This window comes from Paenibacillus sp. P3E (assembly GCF_001909045.1).
Classification (GTDB): Bacteria; Bacillota; Bacilli; order Paenibacillales; family Paenibacillaceae; genus Paenibacillus_AQ; species Paenibacillus_AQ helianthi.
Map to the genome: position 1 here is coordinate 207,162 of NZ_LVWH01000001.1, position 14,230 is coordinate 221,391.

The window sequence follows — 14,230 nt, forward strand, 5'->3', positions numbered from 1 at the left end:
AATTGTATCATACACCCATATGGTGGGGAAGCCAGACTTTAGTGTATTGTGCTTCACGGAGGAGAGAACCTATTGAAGACTCAAACTGTTCGTAATTCATCCTTTTGGTTGATTATTTTAGCTATTTTTTTCGGGAATTTCATGGCGATCCTGAGTACCACCACCATTAACGTAGCGTTTCCGGTATTTATGAAGGACTTTCATGCGGAGATTGGGACCGTGCAGTGGATGATTACAGGTTATCTGCTCGCTACGGGTGTGATCGCGCCGGTGGTGGGCTATTTCGGTGATAAATGGAGTTACAAATATCTGTATGTGTTCGCTTTATCGGGATTTACCCTATTCTCCGGACTGTGCATGATGGCCTGGAACATTCACTCACTCGTGACCTTCCGTATTCTGCAGGGGGTGTTCGGCGGGCTGATTATTCCTACTACAATGACCATGATCTATCAATTTATCGAAAAGGAAAAGCAGGCGTTCGCAATGAGCCTGTGGAGCTTGTCCTCTATGCTGGCACCTGCCTTTGGCCCGACACTAGGGGGATGGCTGACCGGATATTTTGGCTGGGAATCGCTATTTATGATCAATGTGCCGATAGGGATTATTGCGATTGTGGTTGCACTCAAGTGCTTGCCGTTTCAGCGAACCGCTGGTGAAAGGAAGACCTTTGATCTGCCGGGTTTTGTAACGGTTATTCTTAGCAGTGCGTTCATTATTCTGGCTTTTAATAAAGGGAATGCCTGGGGCTGGACCTCCTGGAAGACTCTGACCCTGCTGATTATCGGAGCTATAGCGCTAACTTATTTCATCCGCAGAGAGCTCGCTTTGACAGAACCGCTGCTGAATCTTAAGGTATTCCGGCAAAACCGGTTCACTTACAGCCTGATGATCAACTGTATCATTACCATTGCCCTGTATTCCGGGACGTTCCTGATTCCCGTCTTTCTGCAGGACATTCAGCAGTCTACTCCGCTCGCAACAGCACTGGTCCTGCTGCCGGGTTCCATTGCCATGGCTGTCATGTCACCGGTTGTCGGCAAGCTCTACAGCAAGACCGGGCCGTTCTGGCTGATTCTTGGCGGCATCCTGCTGCTGGTCGCCTCAACCTGGGAGCTCAGCCATATCACACTCGCCACTACCCATGTTCGGCTGGCTTGGCTGATGGCGGTGCGCAATGTCGGGATTGCTCTGGCCTTCATGCCGGTTACGAACGCCGGAATGTCTTCCGTGCCGAAACAGATCACCGGTCATGCTTCTTCTGTTACCAACTGGGTACGGCAAGCCACCGGGGCGCTGTCCATCGCGATCTTCAGCTCGCTGCTGGCTTCGCGGGCCTTGACGCACCAGAAGGAGCTTAGCGGCGGAACCTCAGCTGCGGCCGGCTTCATCAAGGCCCAGGGTATGACGCTGGGTGTACGGGATGTATTCCTCATCGCAACCGTGATCGGGATTCTGGCAATTCCCTTGACCTTTCTGCTCCGAACCGGAACAGCCAAACCGAAGGCTGCTGTACTGAAGGCAGCTTCCGTCAAGCAGGAGGCGAATAGCTAAGTGCTGTGTGCCGGCAGGAGACCAAAGGCTGACTTATCCAACAGCAAACCGCCCCAGCAGGTTCTTGACAGACCTGCTGGGGCGGTTTAGTTATACCTGAATAGATGGAGAGCAGTCTACTGCAAGCTGATCTGATAATCCTTTTTCAGATAAGAACGGATTCTCTGGAAATCTGCTGTGTTCAGGTCAGTCAGCCGTTTGCTGCGCTCCCGTCCCAGAATGATGCCGATGGTCTGGGCTGCCAGTGCAGTGGTGGGCATGATCCTTGCGCTGCCGTAGGCTTTGATGCTCGCACCGACATTTTTCCCGGCTACAAGCACATTGTCATAGGATTTCAGTTCAAAGGATCGCAGCGGCAACCCGTAATGGTCCGGCTTGCCAAAGCCGATTCCAGTGGGAATCTTCCGGGTCCCCTGCAAATCGACGGGGTACCCGCCAATGCTCACATCATCCCAGAACATCCGGCTGGACATTAAGTCCGTGTAACCCAGCACGTATTTGGTCTCATAGCGGTTATAGTCACGGATGTAGAGGTACTCCGGGAACCCGTTCAGTTCAGCGTTAGCGAACCCGGGGATATTTAAGCGCAGGAAGTTTAGAATAGAAGGGGCTTCGGCTTTGCCCTTCTGTACCGCTGCTGCCACAGACTTAGGGTCGGAAGGATTTACATCGTAAATCAGCAGGGCATTGATGATCACCTGGCCATTTTTTTGATAGGCGGCATTTAGCCCGCGTAACCTAAGCTGCTTGTCCTTGGTGGAGTATCTTTTGGTGATCTTGCTGAATCCGGTGGCGAAGTGCAAATCCACGTAGGTATTGGGTCCATATTTGTTGCGCACATTCGTCAGCGGATAGTTCTCGAGAATGGACTCATGCAGCTGGTTCCAATTCACATTTTTGAAATTGAGCATATATGTAGCGGCCATGTAATCAGGCTTCTTACCGTGGTCAATGGACTCCATTCCCGGAATCCGGGCTTCCTTCAGACGTCCGCTCAAGGCATTGAAGTCGGTATTTTCTACCCAGTATCGGGACCTGATCGTAATCGGAGCTTCGTTCTTAACGTGATAGGTTAGGGAACTCAGCGTCTTTTCGCTGCCCGCCGCCTTCGTGTCAATATGGTCCAGAACAACCCCGCTCTTCAGCGGAATGCCTTGCATAATCTTGTTATAGTACTTTTGGAAATCGGCTGCCTTCAGAATGGTTCCTGCCTTGTAGCCATTGAAGAGACTTTTGATCTCACCTTGCACGAGACTTCTGTGCTTGTTGTCGTTCACATCATCGAGAAAAAACATTTGCCCTTGAATTAGTTCACCGCCCGGTTTGCTGCGGGGATCAAGCATCAGCACTTTCAGGCCGGCCTTGACGGCTTCCCTGGCGAGCAGTGCGCCTTGAATTTCGCTTCCAATGACAACGACATCATAGCTTGGAGAGGCCATGGAAGGGACAATTGACTTCGCTGCCGCCGTTGTAGTCGGGTTTGATGCCGACAGCAGAATCAGTGCAGCGGCCAGACAGCTTGTAAAGCGATGGAATTTGGGGGAATGCATAAACATGGACTTCTTGTGCTCCTGACTGTGTATGAGATTTAATATCATTATTGTAAATCAATTTTGGTTATTTATACTAGGATGGATATTGGCAATTTTCAGCGGAAGTGCTTTCTTTTCGCATGTTGGCCGATTATGGGGTAGAATACAGTAAAGCGAGTAAAAATAGGAGTTGTATACATGTCGAATGAAGAAGTGTTTTTGACGAAAGAAGGTCTGGCCAAGCTGGAGGAAGAGCTCAAGGAGCTCAAGGGAGCAGGGCGCAAGGAGCTCGCGGCCCGGCTTAAGCTGGCCATAAGCTACGGGGATCTCAAGGAGAACAGTGAGTACCACTCTGCCAAAGAAGATCAATCCTTCATGGAGACCCGCATCATGATTCTGGAGAAAATGCTGATCAAAGCGCAGATTGTAGACTCCAGCAATATGGATCTGAGCACAGTCAGCGTAGGCTGCATCGTCATTCTGAATGATGTGGAATACTCCGAAAAGATCGAATATAGAGTGGTCGGTCCGGCTGAAGCCGATGTGCTGGACAACAAGATTTCGTACGAAAGCCCTCTGGGCAAAGAACTGCTCGGCAAAAAAGTAGGCGACATCATCAGCGTGAACGCACCAATGGGCATCATCAAATATGAACTGCTGGAGATCAAAATGCTGTAAGCTGAAGCTCCTGAAAGTTAAAATCCCTGCCTCCCGTATGATTAGGGGGCAGGGATTTTTTTGGTTTGGCCAGGGTAGTCCGGTTTAGATTAGGGTGTGGCCGCCTTCCACATGAAGCACTGTGCCTGTAACGAAGCCGTTACGTATCAGATAGAGCACGCCTTCGGCAACATCCGAGGCTGTGCCTACGCGCTGCACAGGCAGCTTGGCTGCGATGCTGCTGTAAAAAGCACTGCGGGCCTCTTCCGCCATGCCTGCGCGGGAAGGGGTATCGATGATGCCCGGCGAGACGGTGTTCACCCGCAGCGGGGCCAGCTCCAGCGCAAGGGTCTGCCCCAGATTGGCTACGGCTGCATTCACTGCGCCGAGCACGGAGGACCCGGCCATGGCTTTGAAGGCAACGACGCCGGAGAACAGAGTAATGGAGCCATGGGGGTTCAGGTTCGGCGCACCGTATTTGGCGGCATAGTATTGGCCCCAGAACTTATTGTCCATCAGCTGGCGTGAAGCACTGGTGGCTGTAGTGAGGAACGGGCCCCCTTTGGTTTCGGCTGCGGTGACCACCAGATGGTCAAAGGCCCCCAGCTCTGCGAATAAGGACCGTACCTGTTCCTCGTCCGTAACATCCAGCGTATACGTAATTGCTTTTGCGTCAGGTCCAAGTGCTGCTTTGGCCTGCTCCAGCTTCTCTGCGGAGCGGCTGGCCAGAACCACCTCCGCACCTTCTGCAGCAGCAAGCTTTGCGGTTGCCAGACCGATTCCTGAGCTGCCTCCGATAATAACTATTTTCTGTCCTCTTAACATAATGATTCCTCCTCTAAATTGAAACTGCCTTGTGAGGAGAGTATATTCCTTATACTTCCTTTAGGGAAGTAGTTACATTCTGTACATACAGTTACCGTAAAGATAGTATTGTGCTGATGCTGAGCTGCCGGGGGTAAACTTTTTTTGGGAAAACGTCTGCTTAGAGGGCAAGACCGTATCTTTTCAGCTCAATAAAAATGCCTTCCAGCTGTTCGCCCTTCTTCGTCAGGGTATATTCTACGCGAGGGGGCACCTCGGGATATACGGTGCGCATAAGAATGCCGTGGTTCTCCAGCTCACGCAGCCGCAGCGCTAATGTCTTCGGGCTGATTCCTTCCAGAGAACGCAGCAGATCACTGAAGCGCATGGTGCCGCCAATCAGCAGATCACGAATAATCAGGAATGTCCATTTGGTTCCGATGACATCCAGCGTTTTGGCGATGGGACAAGGCTCGCCGGGGGTTCCTTTGGTCAGAATGACCGGCTCGGTGAAGTCCATTTCAGTCAACCTCCTGTGGTGATCACGATTTATGTTAATCATACCACAATAGTATCCTTTGGGAAGTTAAGACGTTCATAGGCTTTTACTATTAAGCATATTGCTTCCATGTCTTAGACGGCATCCGCCGGGGAGGGGTATAGTAAGAGTAACTTTTTTAGCAGAGGAGTCCTCGCAATTGATTCAACAGGTGTTGTCCACTCTGGTCGAGGTGATTGTCCCGTTATCCATCCCGGTCGTATCGGGTGCGCTGCTTGGACGGTTCAAGAACCTGGATACCAAGCCGCTGTTAATGCTGTATCTGTATTTCCTGAGTCCCGCAATTATTCTGGATACGCTCGCTACAGCCAAGATTTCTTTCGATGATGTATACAAAACGCTTGCCTTCTCGCTGCTAAATCTGCTGGTGCTGTGGGCGCTGGCCCGTCTGATTGGCAGAGTCCTGAAGCTGGCTGCGCCGGAGGCAGCCGGCCTGACCCTGATCTCCACCTTCACGAACAGTGTCAATTATGGCCTGCCGCTGGTGCTGCTGGCCTTTGGTCAGCTGGGGCTCGACAAGGCTTCGGTCTATGTCATTGCCCAGATGGTGATTGTGAACACGATTGGGGTGTATTTTGCGGCAAGATCACAGTTTTCTATCGGCAGTGCCGTCCGTTCGGTATTCTCCCTGCCGGCGATCTACGCGGCGATGCTGGCTCTGCTGCTGCGGGCACTCGGTCTGCATATGCCGCATGAGATTGCTTCGGGGGTGTCGATGGTAGCCGGAGCTTATTCCCCGGTGGTGCTGGCCATACTGGGGGCCCAGATGGTCCGGGTACAGACTGCGGATGTTGTACGCAATGTACGGCTGGCGTTCTGGACAGGGTTGTCGGTCCGTCTGCTGCTGGCCCCGCTGACCGCCGCGCTGCTGCTGTACCTGTTGAACATTTCGGGAACGCTATTCGCTGTGCTGCTCATTCTCGCCTCCATGCCGGTTGCGGTCAACTCCGTGGTGCTGGCCGAACGCTTCGGCAGCTCGCCTGCGCTGGTATCGCGCTGCATTCTCTGGACCACCCTGGCGTCCTTTCTCGTGCTCCCGATCTTAATCTCTATCGTTGGCAATGCGTAAATTCCCTTCTTGAGGTTCTGGGGATGCCTCCAAGCACCATGGCCGGAAACCGCACCAAGCCCTCCTTTCAGGTGAGAAAGGAGGGCTTGGTGAATCGGACGGGTCCCGAATTAAAAGTCGAAATGGTCTGGATCGGGACCCACCCGTTGATCCCGGTTAAGCTGGTCGATCCGGTCCATGTCTCCAGTGCTCAATTCGAAATCGAACACGGAAGCATTCTCGGTTATCCGGTGCGCCTTGATAGATTTCGGAATGGTAACAATGCCGTGCTGCAGATCCCAGCGCAGAATCACCTGGGCTACAGACTTGCCGTGAGCCGCGGCGATCTCCGCGAGTACAGGCTGATCCAGCAATTGCCCCTGCATCAGGGGTGACCAGGCTTCAATCTGGATGCCCTGCTCCTTGCAGAAGCTGCGCAGCGCCTGCTGGGACAAGTAGGGATGCAGTTCCACCTGGTTGACCATCGGCTTAATCTCCGCATCCTTGAGAATATCCTCCAGATGATGAATCTGGAAGTTGCTGACCCCTATAGCTTTGACCCGTCCTGTCTTGTATAAGGTTTCGAGCGCTCTCCAGGCCTCCTTGTATTTGTCCTTCACCGGCCAATGAATCAAATACAGATCGAGGTAATCCAACCCCAGCTTCTCCAGACTGGCCTCATAGGCGGCAAGCGTGGCCTCATACCCGAGATCGGCGTTCCACACCTTGGAAGTGATGAAGAGGTCTTCGCGGACCAGCTTATTCTCAGCCAGAGCCTCCGCGATAGCCTGACCCACGCCCCGCTCATTCTGATAGACGGCAGCGGTATCCACGCTCCGATAGCCGTGGGCAATGGCTGATTTCACTGCCTGAACCAGTTCTGCCCCTTCCTCTACTTGAAAAACTCCCAGCCCGAGCCAGGGCATATTCACTCCGCTGTGCAAGCGGATCGTATCCTGTAAATGCTGTGCCATAATGAAAAAACCTCCTGAATGGATATAGTATGAGTACGGATGATCTTTCTACTCTACGGTGAGCTGATTGGCTGTAAGCCGAATTAAGGTGAGTGGCAGTGGCAGTGGCAGTCAGGTACTTAGGCAATCATGCTGCCTTGTTCAGAAGCTTATGCTCATCCCTGCTCTCCAGAGCACGGCTCCAAGCGGTAAGAATGACTGCGCCGAATACCATGAGGGACCCGACCCATGCGGTATGAATCAGTCCGATATGATCTGTGACGAGGCCTCCAAGATAGGCCCCAATGGCGATGCCAGCATTGAAGGCGGCAATATTAACGGCAGAAGCAACATCCCGGGCGCTTGGGGCATACCGGTCGGCCAGCATCACCACAAAGACCTGCAGCCCGGGCACATTCATGAAGGCGAGCAGTCCCATGAAGAAAATAGTGATGAGGGCAGCAGCCTTAAAAGGAGCAGTAAAGGTAAGCACCAGCAGAACTACTGCCTGAAAGGCAAACATATAGAACAAAGCGTTCATCGGCTTGCGGTTGGCCGCTTTCCCTCCTATGATATTGCCGATGGCAATGGCTATACCGTAGACAAGGAGAATGACGGCAACCGTCTGTTCCTGAAAGCCGCTGATCTCATGCAGCAGAGGGGATAGATAGGTGAAGACGACGAAGGTGCCGCCGTAACCAAGAGCTGTGATGGCAAAAGCCAGCAGCAGCCGTCCGTTCGTCACCAGCTTCACCTGGTCCCGCAGCGGGGTTCGCGTGCCCCTGCGCAGTCCGGAAGGAATAAGAATCAGGTTGGCGATCAGCGCGACAATGCCAACTGCGGCAATGGCGATAAAGGCGGCCCGCCAGCCGAGCTGCTGCCCGAGGAATGTGCCCAGCGGCACTCCGGTTACGGTCGCTACCGTAAGCCCGGTGAACATGATGGAGATGGCGCTTGCCCTGCGGTCCTCGGTCACCAGATCGGCAGCGATCGTAGAGGCGATGGACATGAACAGGCCGTGCGACAGCGCGGATATGACCCGGGCTACCAGCAGGACGGTAATACCGCCTGCAGTGGCCGCCAGGCTGTTGCCGGCAATGAAGAGCAGCATCAGCGCCAGCAGCAGGGTTTTGCGGGAGACGGCTGTGGTCAGTGAGGTCAGCACCGGCGCACCGAAGGTAACGCCCAGCGCGTACAGTGTTACGGTTAATCCGGCTGTCGTCACGGATATATGCAGGTCATCAGCGATGAGGGGCAGCAGCCCGACACTGATAAACTCGGTTGTTCCAATTGCGAATGCACTAATGGCTAGAGCCAGCAGTGCGAGAGTGCTCCTTTTTCGATCCAGGGACATGATATTCACTCCTACTATGGTAATCACCGGCCGGTAAGTGCTATTATGAATTACTATAGCGATTAAGGGTAGTACGTACTTTTAAGTAATATAGGTACCAAAAAGTAACTATAGACCAAGCTTAGGGAATGCTTCCGAAGCCAGTTTGTACGAAGCTGTTCAGTGAAGGAATGCTAACAAACTTTCAGGAGGGCTGATCATGGCCAAAAAATATAATATATCGGTTGAAGCTACACTCGAGGTGATCGGAGGGAAGTGGAAATGTGTTATCCTCTGCCATCTGACGCATGGTACAATGCGGACCAGCGATTTGAAGCGTCATATGCCGAACATTACACAGAAAATGCTGACCCAGCAGCTTAGAGAACTGGAGCAGGACGGCATAGTGAACCGCATCAGCTACAATCAGGTGCCGCCGAAGGTGGAGTATGAGCTGAGCGATTACGGGCGCACGCTTAGCTCCATTCTTGATTCCTTATGCGCCTGGGGAGAGCAGCACATCGTCAAGGAGTATGGGGATAAATTCACTGTGCTGGAGGACAATGTACTGAACCATAAGAAGACAGAAGCTCACACAGCTGTTATGGAGTAAAAGAAAACCCTACACGCGGGCCGCCTGCAGATTCAGCAGGCGGCCCGCGTGTGCTGTTTGCAGCAAAGTAAAGGGACCGGCTGCAACCTTTTAGCAGATGATCCGTCTGGAAGGAAGAAGAGGGCAAGTAAGGCTTGTAAATCCAACTAAGAGGTGACCCGAATGAAGAAAAATACATTGAAACAAATCACATTATCGGCAGCAGCCGTACTGACTTTGACTTTTGCCGGACAGAGCTTCGCCGCAGCCGCGACGTTCCAGGATCTCTCCAGCACACCGGTCAAGGATAAGATCGCCGAATTGCAGCAGCGAGGCGTGATCCACGGCGTAAGCGATACGCAATTCATGCCGAATGCGACAATTACAGCCGCCCAGGGAATTCAGATGTTCGTTAACGCTTTTGGTTTGAATATAGACCTGCTCAATTTCGTGAAGGCGCCCCAGGCTACCGACTATTTCGCTAATGCCCACAACGATGCCTGGTATGCAAATGCACTTATTATTGCAGCTAACAACGATATTGGTTTATCTCCTGATCTTAACCCTGCGAAGAACTGGACCCGTGAGGAGTTCACCCATCAGCTGATTCTGACGATCGAGAAGCACAGTAATCTGCCGATGATCAAAATCATGCCGGTAGACATTGCAGACCAGGCAGAATTCACCAACGGTTTTGACGGCTCCATTCAACGCGCGCTGGCGCTGAAGATTGCCAGTCTGGACGGTACCGGCAAATTCCATCCTTCTGCCGGCATTACCCGCGCCGAAGCTGCGGAGATGATCTATAACGCTTTGAAATATATTGATGCTCATCCGGCCCCGGCCGGTGGCCTCCCGGAGTAAGGCGGTTCCCGCCTGTCAGTACGGCAGCAGCAAAAACCGCAAGCCCCATGATAGGGAGCTTGCGGTTTTTGCTGCTGAGTACAGGTAGCTGCCGCAGAATATACAGCGATGATAGGGCAGGGCATCCCCGATATTTGAACAAAAATGAAACTCCTATGAAAGACCGGGAATATTCATGAAAATACTTGAAATTCCACTTGTCCGGAACGTAGTAGAGCGTGTAAGATATACAAAGGTTTTAAAAAAATATGAACAACTCATATAATCTTGGGAATAGGGCCCATAAGTTTCTACCGGATAACCACTGCAATTATCCGACTATGAGTGATATAGCGCATCTAGGGTTCCGTTTTTTTGTGCCATGGCATAAAAGAAGCTGGTCCAAGCGATGCGGACACATGTATGTGTTACACCACCAAGGGACAAAAACCCAGAAGGACAGATTCACTTGAGAGAAGCGCTCAAGGGGATCTGTCTTTTTTTATAGACAAGGAGAGGTTGGCTGCAATATGAAAATACTAGAGGAACGCATTAGACAGGAAGGTCTCATTTTGTCGGATACGGTGCTTAAGGTGGACTCGTTTCTGAATCATCAGGTGGATACGCAGCTGGTGCTGCAGATTGGCGAGGAGTTCGGGCGGATTTTTGGACACCAGCCGGTTACCAAGGTGCTGACCGTTGAAGCCAGCGGCATCCAGTTCGCCATGGCAACAGGAATTGCACTGGGGGTTCCGTTCGTGTATGCCAAGAAAAAGAAAGCCGTTACCCAGTCTGAGGAGGTCTATTCGGCCCCAGTCCATTCCTTCACAAGGCATGAGGATTACCAGATCAGCATTTCGCAGAAATACCTGGGTCCCGATGATAAGGTGCTGATTGTCGATGATTTTCTGGCTACAGGTGCGGCGCTTGTGGGGCTGGCGGATATTGTGAACGCATCGGGAGCAGAGCTGCTGGGTGTGGGCTGTGTCATCGAGAAAAGCTTCCAGGAAGGGCGCAGCTTGCTCGAAGAACGGGGTATTGCTGTTCATTCTTTGGCAAGAATCTCGTCGATGTCTCCAGGGGAAATCCATTTCATAAATCACCATACAGAAGAAACCATGAAGGAGAGTGCGGGATGTTAAGCAAACAGAAAATATTTGCCTTGGGACTGCAGCATGTGCTGGCGATGTATGCCGGAGCTGTCATTGTGCCGCTTGTTGTCGGAGGGGCGCTGAATTTAAGCGGAGCACAGATGGCTTACCTGATCGCCGCGGATCTTTTCACCTGCGGGCTGGCTACACTGCTCCAGATTATCAGCAGCAAGCATTTCGGCAGCGGGCTTCCGGTGGTGCTGGGCTGTACCTTTACGGCGGTAAGCCCGATCATTGCGATTGCTTCCGGTTCTAACCTGGCAACAGCCTACGGAGCGATCATCATCTCTGGGCTGTTCGTCGTTCTGGCAGCCCCGATATACGGCAAGCTGTTGAAGTTCTTCCCGACAGTAGTTACCGGTTCCGTGGTAACAATCATTGGCTTATCGCTGATTCCCGTCGCTATGAACAATGTGGCGGGTGGTCAGGGCAGCGCTGATTTTGGAGCGCCCCGTAATCTGCTGCTTGGCCTAATTACACTGCTGGTAATTCTGGCAGTGAACCGGTTCACGACAGGCTTCCTTCGATCGGTATCTGTTCTGGCCGGACTCGTGGCCGGAACCGTGATCGGCTATGCAATGGGTCTCGTTCACTTCTCCACCGTAGGCAGCGCATCATGGGTCAGCATTGCCCGCCCGTTCTATTTCGGATGGCCTGAATTCAGCATTACCGCAATCTTTACGATGATTATCGTCAACATCGTCTCCATGGTTGAATCGACTGGCGTGTATTTCGCTGTAGGCAAAGCCACAGACCAGCAAGTGGAGCAAAAGCAAGTCGTAAACGGCCTCCGCTCTGAGGGCCTGGCCATCATGCTGGGCGGCCTGTTCAATGCCTTCCCGTATACGGCATTTTCCCAGAACGTGGGCCTGCTGTCACTGACCCGCGTCAAGACACGAAATGTTATTTTTGCAGCCGGCGGAATTATGGTCGTCCTTGGCCTACTTCCGAAGCTGGCGGCGTTGACCACCGTCGTGCCGAATGCGGTGCTCGGCGGGGCTATGATTGTTATGTTTGGCTCGGTGGCCGCGTCCGGGATGTCCATTCTCTCCGAGGTCGACTTGCGTAAGGACGGGAATCTCTTGATTGCTGCGTGCAGTATTGCTGTGGGCCTGGGGTCCGCAGTTCTGCCATCCATGTTCGATCAGCTTCCTGAGTTCGCCAGAATGCTGCTCCAGAATGGGATTGTCTCCGGCTCGCTGACAGCTATTATTCTGAATATCTTCCTATCCAGAACGCAAGAGAGTACAGCACAGGCTGCCGCAGCACCTGAGGTAAAGTGAAATATTCCAGGTTCTCAATTCTAAAAAGATTATCCGCCGATTCCGAAATAGAATGGAATCGGCTTTTTTTGCTTTTAACACTAAAGCGTTTCAAGGTATAATTTGCTAATCCCGGTGGGTGATTATTTCGGATTCAGGAGACACTATGAGAACTATAAGGCGCTATTGCATAGCGGGCTTGGTATCCATCCGGATAGTGTCATGGACAGCTGGGTTCAGAGAGTCCTATGAATATATTGCCAATTATAGGTCCAGGGCATAGAATTTAATGGGGTTGTAACAGATATATATATTGATAGGGATGGAGTCAAGCATGAATGACAAAGTCGTAATGCCGCTGTGGACCTTTTGCCTGTTCATTGTGGTTATGAACACTACTATGTTCAATGTGTCACTGCCCACCATTATTCAAGATCTGCATATTTCAGCTGATCTCGGTTCGTGGGTAATCTCGGGCTACTCCATTGGTTATGCCTTGTCGACGGTGATCTACAGCAGATTGTCTGATCTGGTGCCCATCCGCAAGTTGCTGACCATTGGCCTGACAACGCTGGGCCTGGCTTCGGTCACCGGATTGTTTGCGCACAGCTTCAATGTTCTGCTGATTACCCGGATTATGCAATCCGCCGGTGCCGGCGTCATGGCGGGTCTAGGGCTGGTCCTCGCCAGCCGGTATGTGCCGCTTGCCAGGAGAGGTGCCTCCATCGCCATGATCTCTGCAGGAAGTGCCATGGCTTTCGGGCTGGGTCCGATTGCTGGCGGTCTGATCAGCCAATATCTCGGCTGGAACGGATTGTTTGGCATTACTTGTCTAGTACTGCTTGTTTTGCCGGTGCTGCTCTATTTGCTGCCCAAGGAACAGCCCAAGGCGGCGGCGTTTGACCTGTACGGAGCTTTACTTACGGTTATCAATGCAGGAAGCCTGCTCGTAGCCGTAACCAGTAAGTCCTACATATGGCTTGCCGGAAGTGTAGTCTCATTCGGGATTCACGCTGTCCATCTCCGCCAAGCCCGGAACTCCTTTATTAATCCCGAACTGCTCCGGATGTCCGGTTATTTAAAGCTCACAGCCATTGGCTTCAGCATTTTAGTGCTGAATCTGGGTAATTTATTCCTGATGCCGCTTGCCCTGGCCAGCGTGTACCATCAATCGGCGCTGATGATTGGCCTTTTTATTGCACCAGGCGCGATTTTGTCGGCATTTTTGACCCGTTTTGTCGGCCGCTGGATCGACCGGTATGGAAATCTGCGTTTTCTGCTCATCGGCCATGGTGTGCTTGCCGCTGTTATGGCGACTTTTGCCCTGAGCCTGTCCGCGTCGCCGTTCGTGCTTTTGTTCGGGTACCTGTGCTTCTCGCCGGCTTTTTCGGCAACCATGGCATCCTTGAACAATGAAGCCTCCGGGATCCTGCCGCGCACCTGGATCGGATCGGGGATGGGGCTTCTGCAGCTGATCCAATTCTTCGGAGGATCAGTCTCTGTTGCCGTCTGCGGATTACTGCTTCATGCCCAGCGGGAAGGGGTACCATCGAGCGCTTACAAGCATGTCTATGGACTTCTGCTTGCGGTGAGTCTGTGCTCTCTGGGCCTGGTTCTCTTCTATAGACGATCCCGCGGGCCCGGGTTGAAACGAAATGGTGCTAACGACGTATCAGAAACATAATAGTGTTCAGGAAGGATGAGGAAAAAGTGGATCAGGGAATGAATGTCATTCTGTTTGAAAAGATGCCGGATGGCGAACTGCGAATCATTGAGGAGCGGACCTGGAGCATGAATATGATTACGGCTCTGGAGCATGTCAATTATATTGTAGTCGGCAGCCGGGAGTACGAAGCCGTGGAAGGACGGCTGAATGTGGATCAGGGCAAGCTCGAACTACTGCTTGTCCCCATGCGTACGGAAGAATAATGTCAGGAGAGGA

Annotated in this window: 14 protein-coding genes and 1 riboswitch; of the genes, 9 read left to right on the forward strand and 5 right to left on the reverse strand. The window is 52.3% G+C overall.

Features of this window, described 5'->3' with window-relative positions; translation table 11 throughout:
* Positions 1 to 72: 72 nt before the first annotated feature.
* Positions 73 to 1,554 carry an MDR family MFS transporter gene (locus A3842_RS00995; RefSeq protein ID WP_074100131.1) on the forward strand — a complete coding sequence of 494 codons (1,482 nt, stop codon included), beginning with the start codon at positions 73 to 75 and terminating at the stop codon, positions 1,552 to 1,554.
* 116 nt (positions 1,555 to 1,670) lie between these two features.
* On the opposite strand, the gene A3842_RS01000 is transcribed toward A3842_RS00995, so the two are convergent.
* Entirely contained in the window at positions 1,671 to 3,110 is a 1,440-nt protein-coding gene (locus A3842_RS01000; RefSeq protein ID WP_074100132.1) for an FAD-dependent oxidoreductase, read from the reverse strand.
* A gap of 174 nt (positions 3,111 to 3,284) precedes the next feature.
* On the opposite strand from A3842_RS01000, the gene greA reads away from it, so the two are divergent.
* Entirely contained in the window at positions 3,285 to 3,764 is a 480-nt protein-coding gene (gene greA / locus A3842_RS01005; RefSeq protein WP_074088393.1) for a transcription elongation factor GreA, read from the forward strand.
* 84 nt (positions 3,765 to 3,848) lie between these two features.
* On the opposite strand, the gene A3842_RS01010 is transcribed toward greA, so the two are convergent.
* Both A3842_RS01010 and A3842_RS01015 read right to left on the reverse strand, forming a co-directional pair.
* The gene (locus tag A3842_RS01010) at positions 3,849 to 4,568 is read right to left on the reverse strand and encodes an SDR family oxidoreductase (RefSeq protein ID WP_074088394.1); all 720 of its coding nucleotides are present in this window, start codon (positions 4,566 to 4,568) and stop codon (positions 3,849 to 3,851) included.
* 160 nt (positions 4,569 to 4,728) lie between these two features.
* Positions 4,729 to 5,067 (reverse strand): winged helix-turn-helix transcriptional regulator, encoded by a 339-nt coding sequence (locus A3842_RS01015; RefSeq protein WP_074088395.1) that lies wholly within the window; start codon positions 5,065 to 5,067, stop codon positions 4,729 to 4,731.
* 178 nt (positions 5,068 to 5,245) lie between these two features.
* Here A3842_RS01015 and A3842_RS01020 point away from each other — a divergent pair, with 178 nt between their 5' ends.
* Entirely contained in the window at positions 5,246 to 6,175 is a 930-nt protein-coding gene (locus A3842_RS01020) for an AEC family transporter (RefSeq protein WP_074100133.1), read from the forward strand.
* Positions 6,176 to 6,285: 110 nt separating this feature from the next.
* Here A3842_RS01020 and A3842_RS01025 read toward each other — a convergent pair whose 3' ends face one another.
* Together A3842_RS01025 and A3842_RS01030 are read right to left on the reverse strand one after the other, a co-directional pair.
* Positions 6,286 to 7,128, reverse strand: coding sequence for an aldo/keto reductase (locus A3842_RS01025; RefSeq protein ID WP_074100134.1), 843 nt, complete (start codon positions 7,126 to 7,128; stop codon positions 6,286 to 6,288).
* 127 nt (positions 7,129 to 7,255) lie between these two features.
* Positions 7,256 to 8,461, reverse strand: coding sequence for an MFS transporter (locus A3842_RS01030; RefSeq protein WP_074100135.1), 1,206 nt, complete (start codon positions 8,459 to 8,461; stop codon positions 7,256 to 7,258).
* A 199-nt stretch (positions 8,462 to 8,660) separates the two neighbouring features.
* Here A3842_RS01030 and A3842_RS01035 point away from each other — a divergent pair, with 199 nt between their 5' ends.
* From A3842_RS01035 to A3842_RS01060, 6 genes are all read left to right on the forward strand, one after another.
* Positions 8,661 to 9,053: a winged helix-turn-helix transcriptional regulator gene (locus A3842_RS01035; protein ID WP_074088399.1), complete on the forward strand. Its 393-nt coding sequence runs from the start codon at positions 8,661 to 8,663 to the stop codon at positions 9,051 to 9,053.
* A gap of 162 nt (positions 9,054 to 9,215) precedes the next feature.
* Positions 9,216 to 9,896 (forward strand): S-layer homology domain-containing protein, encoded by a 681-nt coding sequence (locus tag A3842_RS01040; protein WP_074088400.1) that lies wholly within the window; start codon positions 9,216 to 9,218, stop codon positions 9,894 to 9,896.
* A 237-nt stretch (positions 9,897 to 10,133) separates the two neighbouring features.
* Positions 10,134 to 10,237: riboswitch (purine riboswitch) on the forward strand.
* Positions 10,238 to 10,405: 168 nt separating this feature from the next.
* Complete coding sequence (locus A3842_RS01045) at positions 10,406 to 11,017, forward strand: xanthine phosphoribosyltransferase (protein ID WP_074088401.1); 612 nt, start codon at positions 10,406 to 10,408, stop codon at positions 11,015 to 11,017.
* Positions 11,011 to 12,309: a nucleobase:cation symporter-2 family protein gene (locus A3842_RS01050; protein WP_074100136.1), complete on the forward strand. Its 1,299-nt coding sequence runs from the start codon at positions 11,011 to 11,013 to the stop codon at positions 12,307 to 12,309. The genes A3842_RS01045 and A3842_RS01050 overlap by 7 nt, the downstream gene beginning before the upstream one ends.
* Positions 12,310 to 12,622: 313 nt before the next feature.
* The gene (locus tag A3842_RS01055; protein ID WP_083607130.1) at positions 12,623 to 13,972 is read left to right on the forward strand and encodes an MFS transporter; all 1,350 of its coding nucleotides are present in this window, start codon (positions 12,623 to 12,625) and stop codon (positions 13,970 to 13,972) included.
* A 38-nt stretch (positions 13,973 to 14,010) separates the two neighbouring features.
* Positions 14,011 to 14,217, forward strand: a complete 207-nt coding sequence (locus A3842_RS01060) for a hypothetical protein (protein WP_074088466.1) — start codon at positions 14,011 to 14,013, stop codon at positions 14,215 to 14,217.
* Positions 14,218 to 14,230 lie beyond the last annotated feature (13 nt).

Bases quoted from the DNA above. Each gene is read 5' to 3' on its own strand.
- A3842_RS01035 (WP_074088399.1), top strand. From the start codon at position 8,661: ATGGCCAAAAAATATAATATATCGGTTGAAGCTACACTCGAGGTGATC.
- A3842_RS01050 (WP_074100136.1), top strand. From the start codon at position 11,011: ATGTTAAGCAAACAGAAAATATTTGCCTTGGGACTGCAGCATGTGCTG.
- A3842_RS01025 (WP_074100134.1), bottom strand. From the start codon at position 7,128: ATGGCACAGCATTTACAGGATACGATCCGCTTGCACAGCGGAGTGAAT.
- A3842_RS01055 (WP_083607130.1), top strand. From the start codon at position 12,623: ATGAATGACAAAGTCGTAATGCCGCTGTGGACCTTTTGCCTGTTCATT.
- A3842_RS01000 (WP_074100132.1), bottom strand. From the start codon at position 3,110: ATGTTTATGCATTCCCCCAAATTCCATCGCTTTACAAGCTGTCTGGCC.
- A3842_RS01030 (WP_074100135.1), bottom strand. From the start codon at position 8,461: ATGTCCCTGGATCGAAAAAGGAGCACTCTCGCACTGCTGGCTCTAGCC.
- A3842_RS01045 (WP_074088401.1), top strand. From the start codon at position 10,406: ATGAAAATACTAGAGGAACGCATTAGACAGGAAGGTCTCATTTTGTCG.
- A3842_RS01010 (WP_074088394.1), bottom strand. From the start codon at position 4,568: ATGTTAAGAGGACAGAAAATAGTTATTATCGGAGGCAGCTCAGGAATC.
- A3842_RS01060 (WP_074088466.1), top strand. From the start codon at position 14,011: ATGAATGTCATTCTGTTTGAAAAGATGCCGGATGGCGAACTGCGAATC.
- A3842_RS01015 (WP_074088395.1), bottom strand. From the start codon at position 5,067: ATGGACTTCACCGAGCCGGTCATTCTGACCAAAGGAACCCCCGGCGAG.
- A3842_RS01040 (WP_074088400.1), top strand. From the start codon at position 9,216: ATGAAGAAAAATACATTGAAACAAATCACATTATCGGCAGCAGCCGTA.
- greA (WP_074088393.1), top strand. From the start codon at position 3,285: ATGTCGAATGAAGAAGTGTTTTTGACGAAAGAAGGTCTGGCCAAGCTG.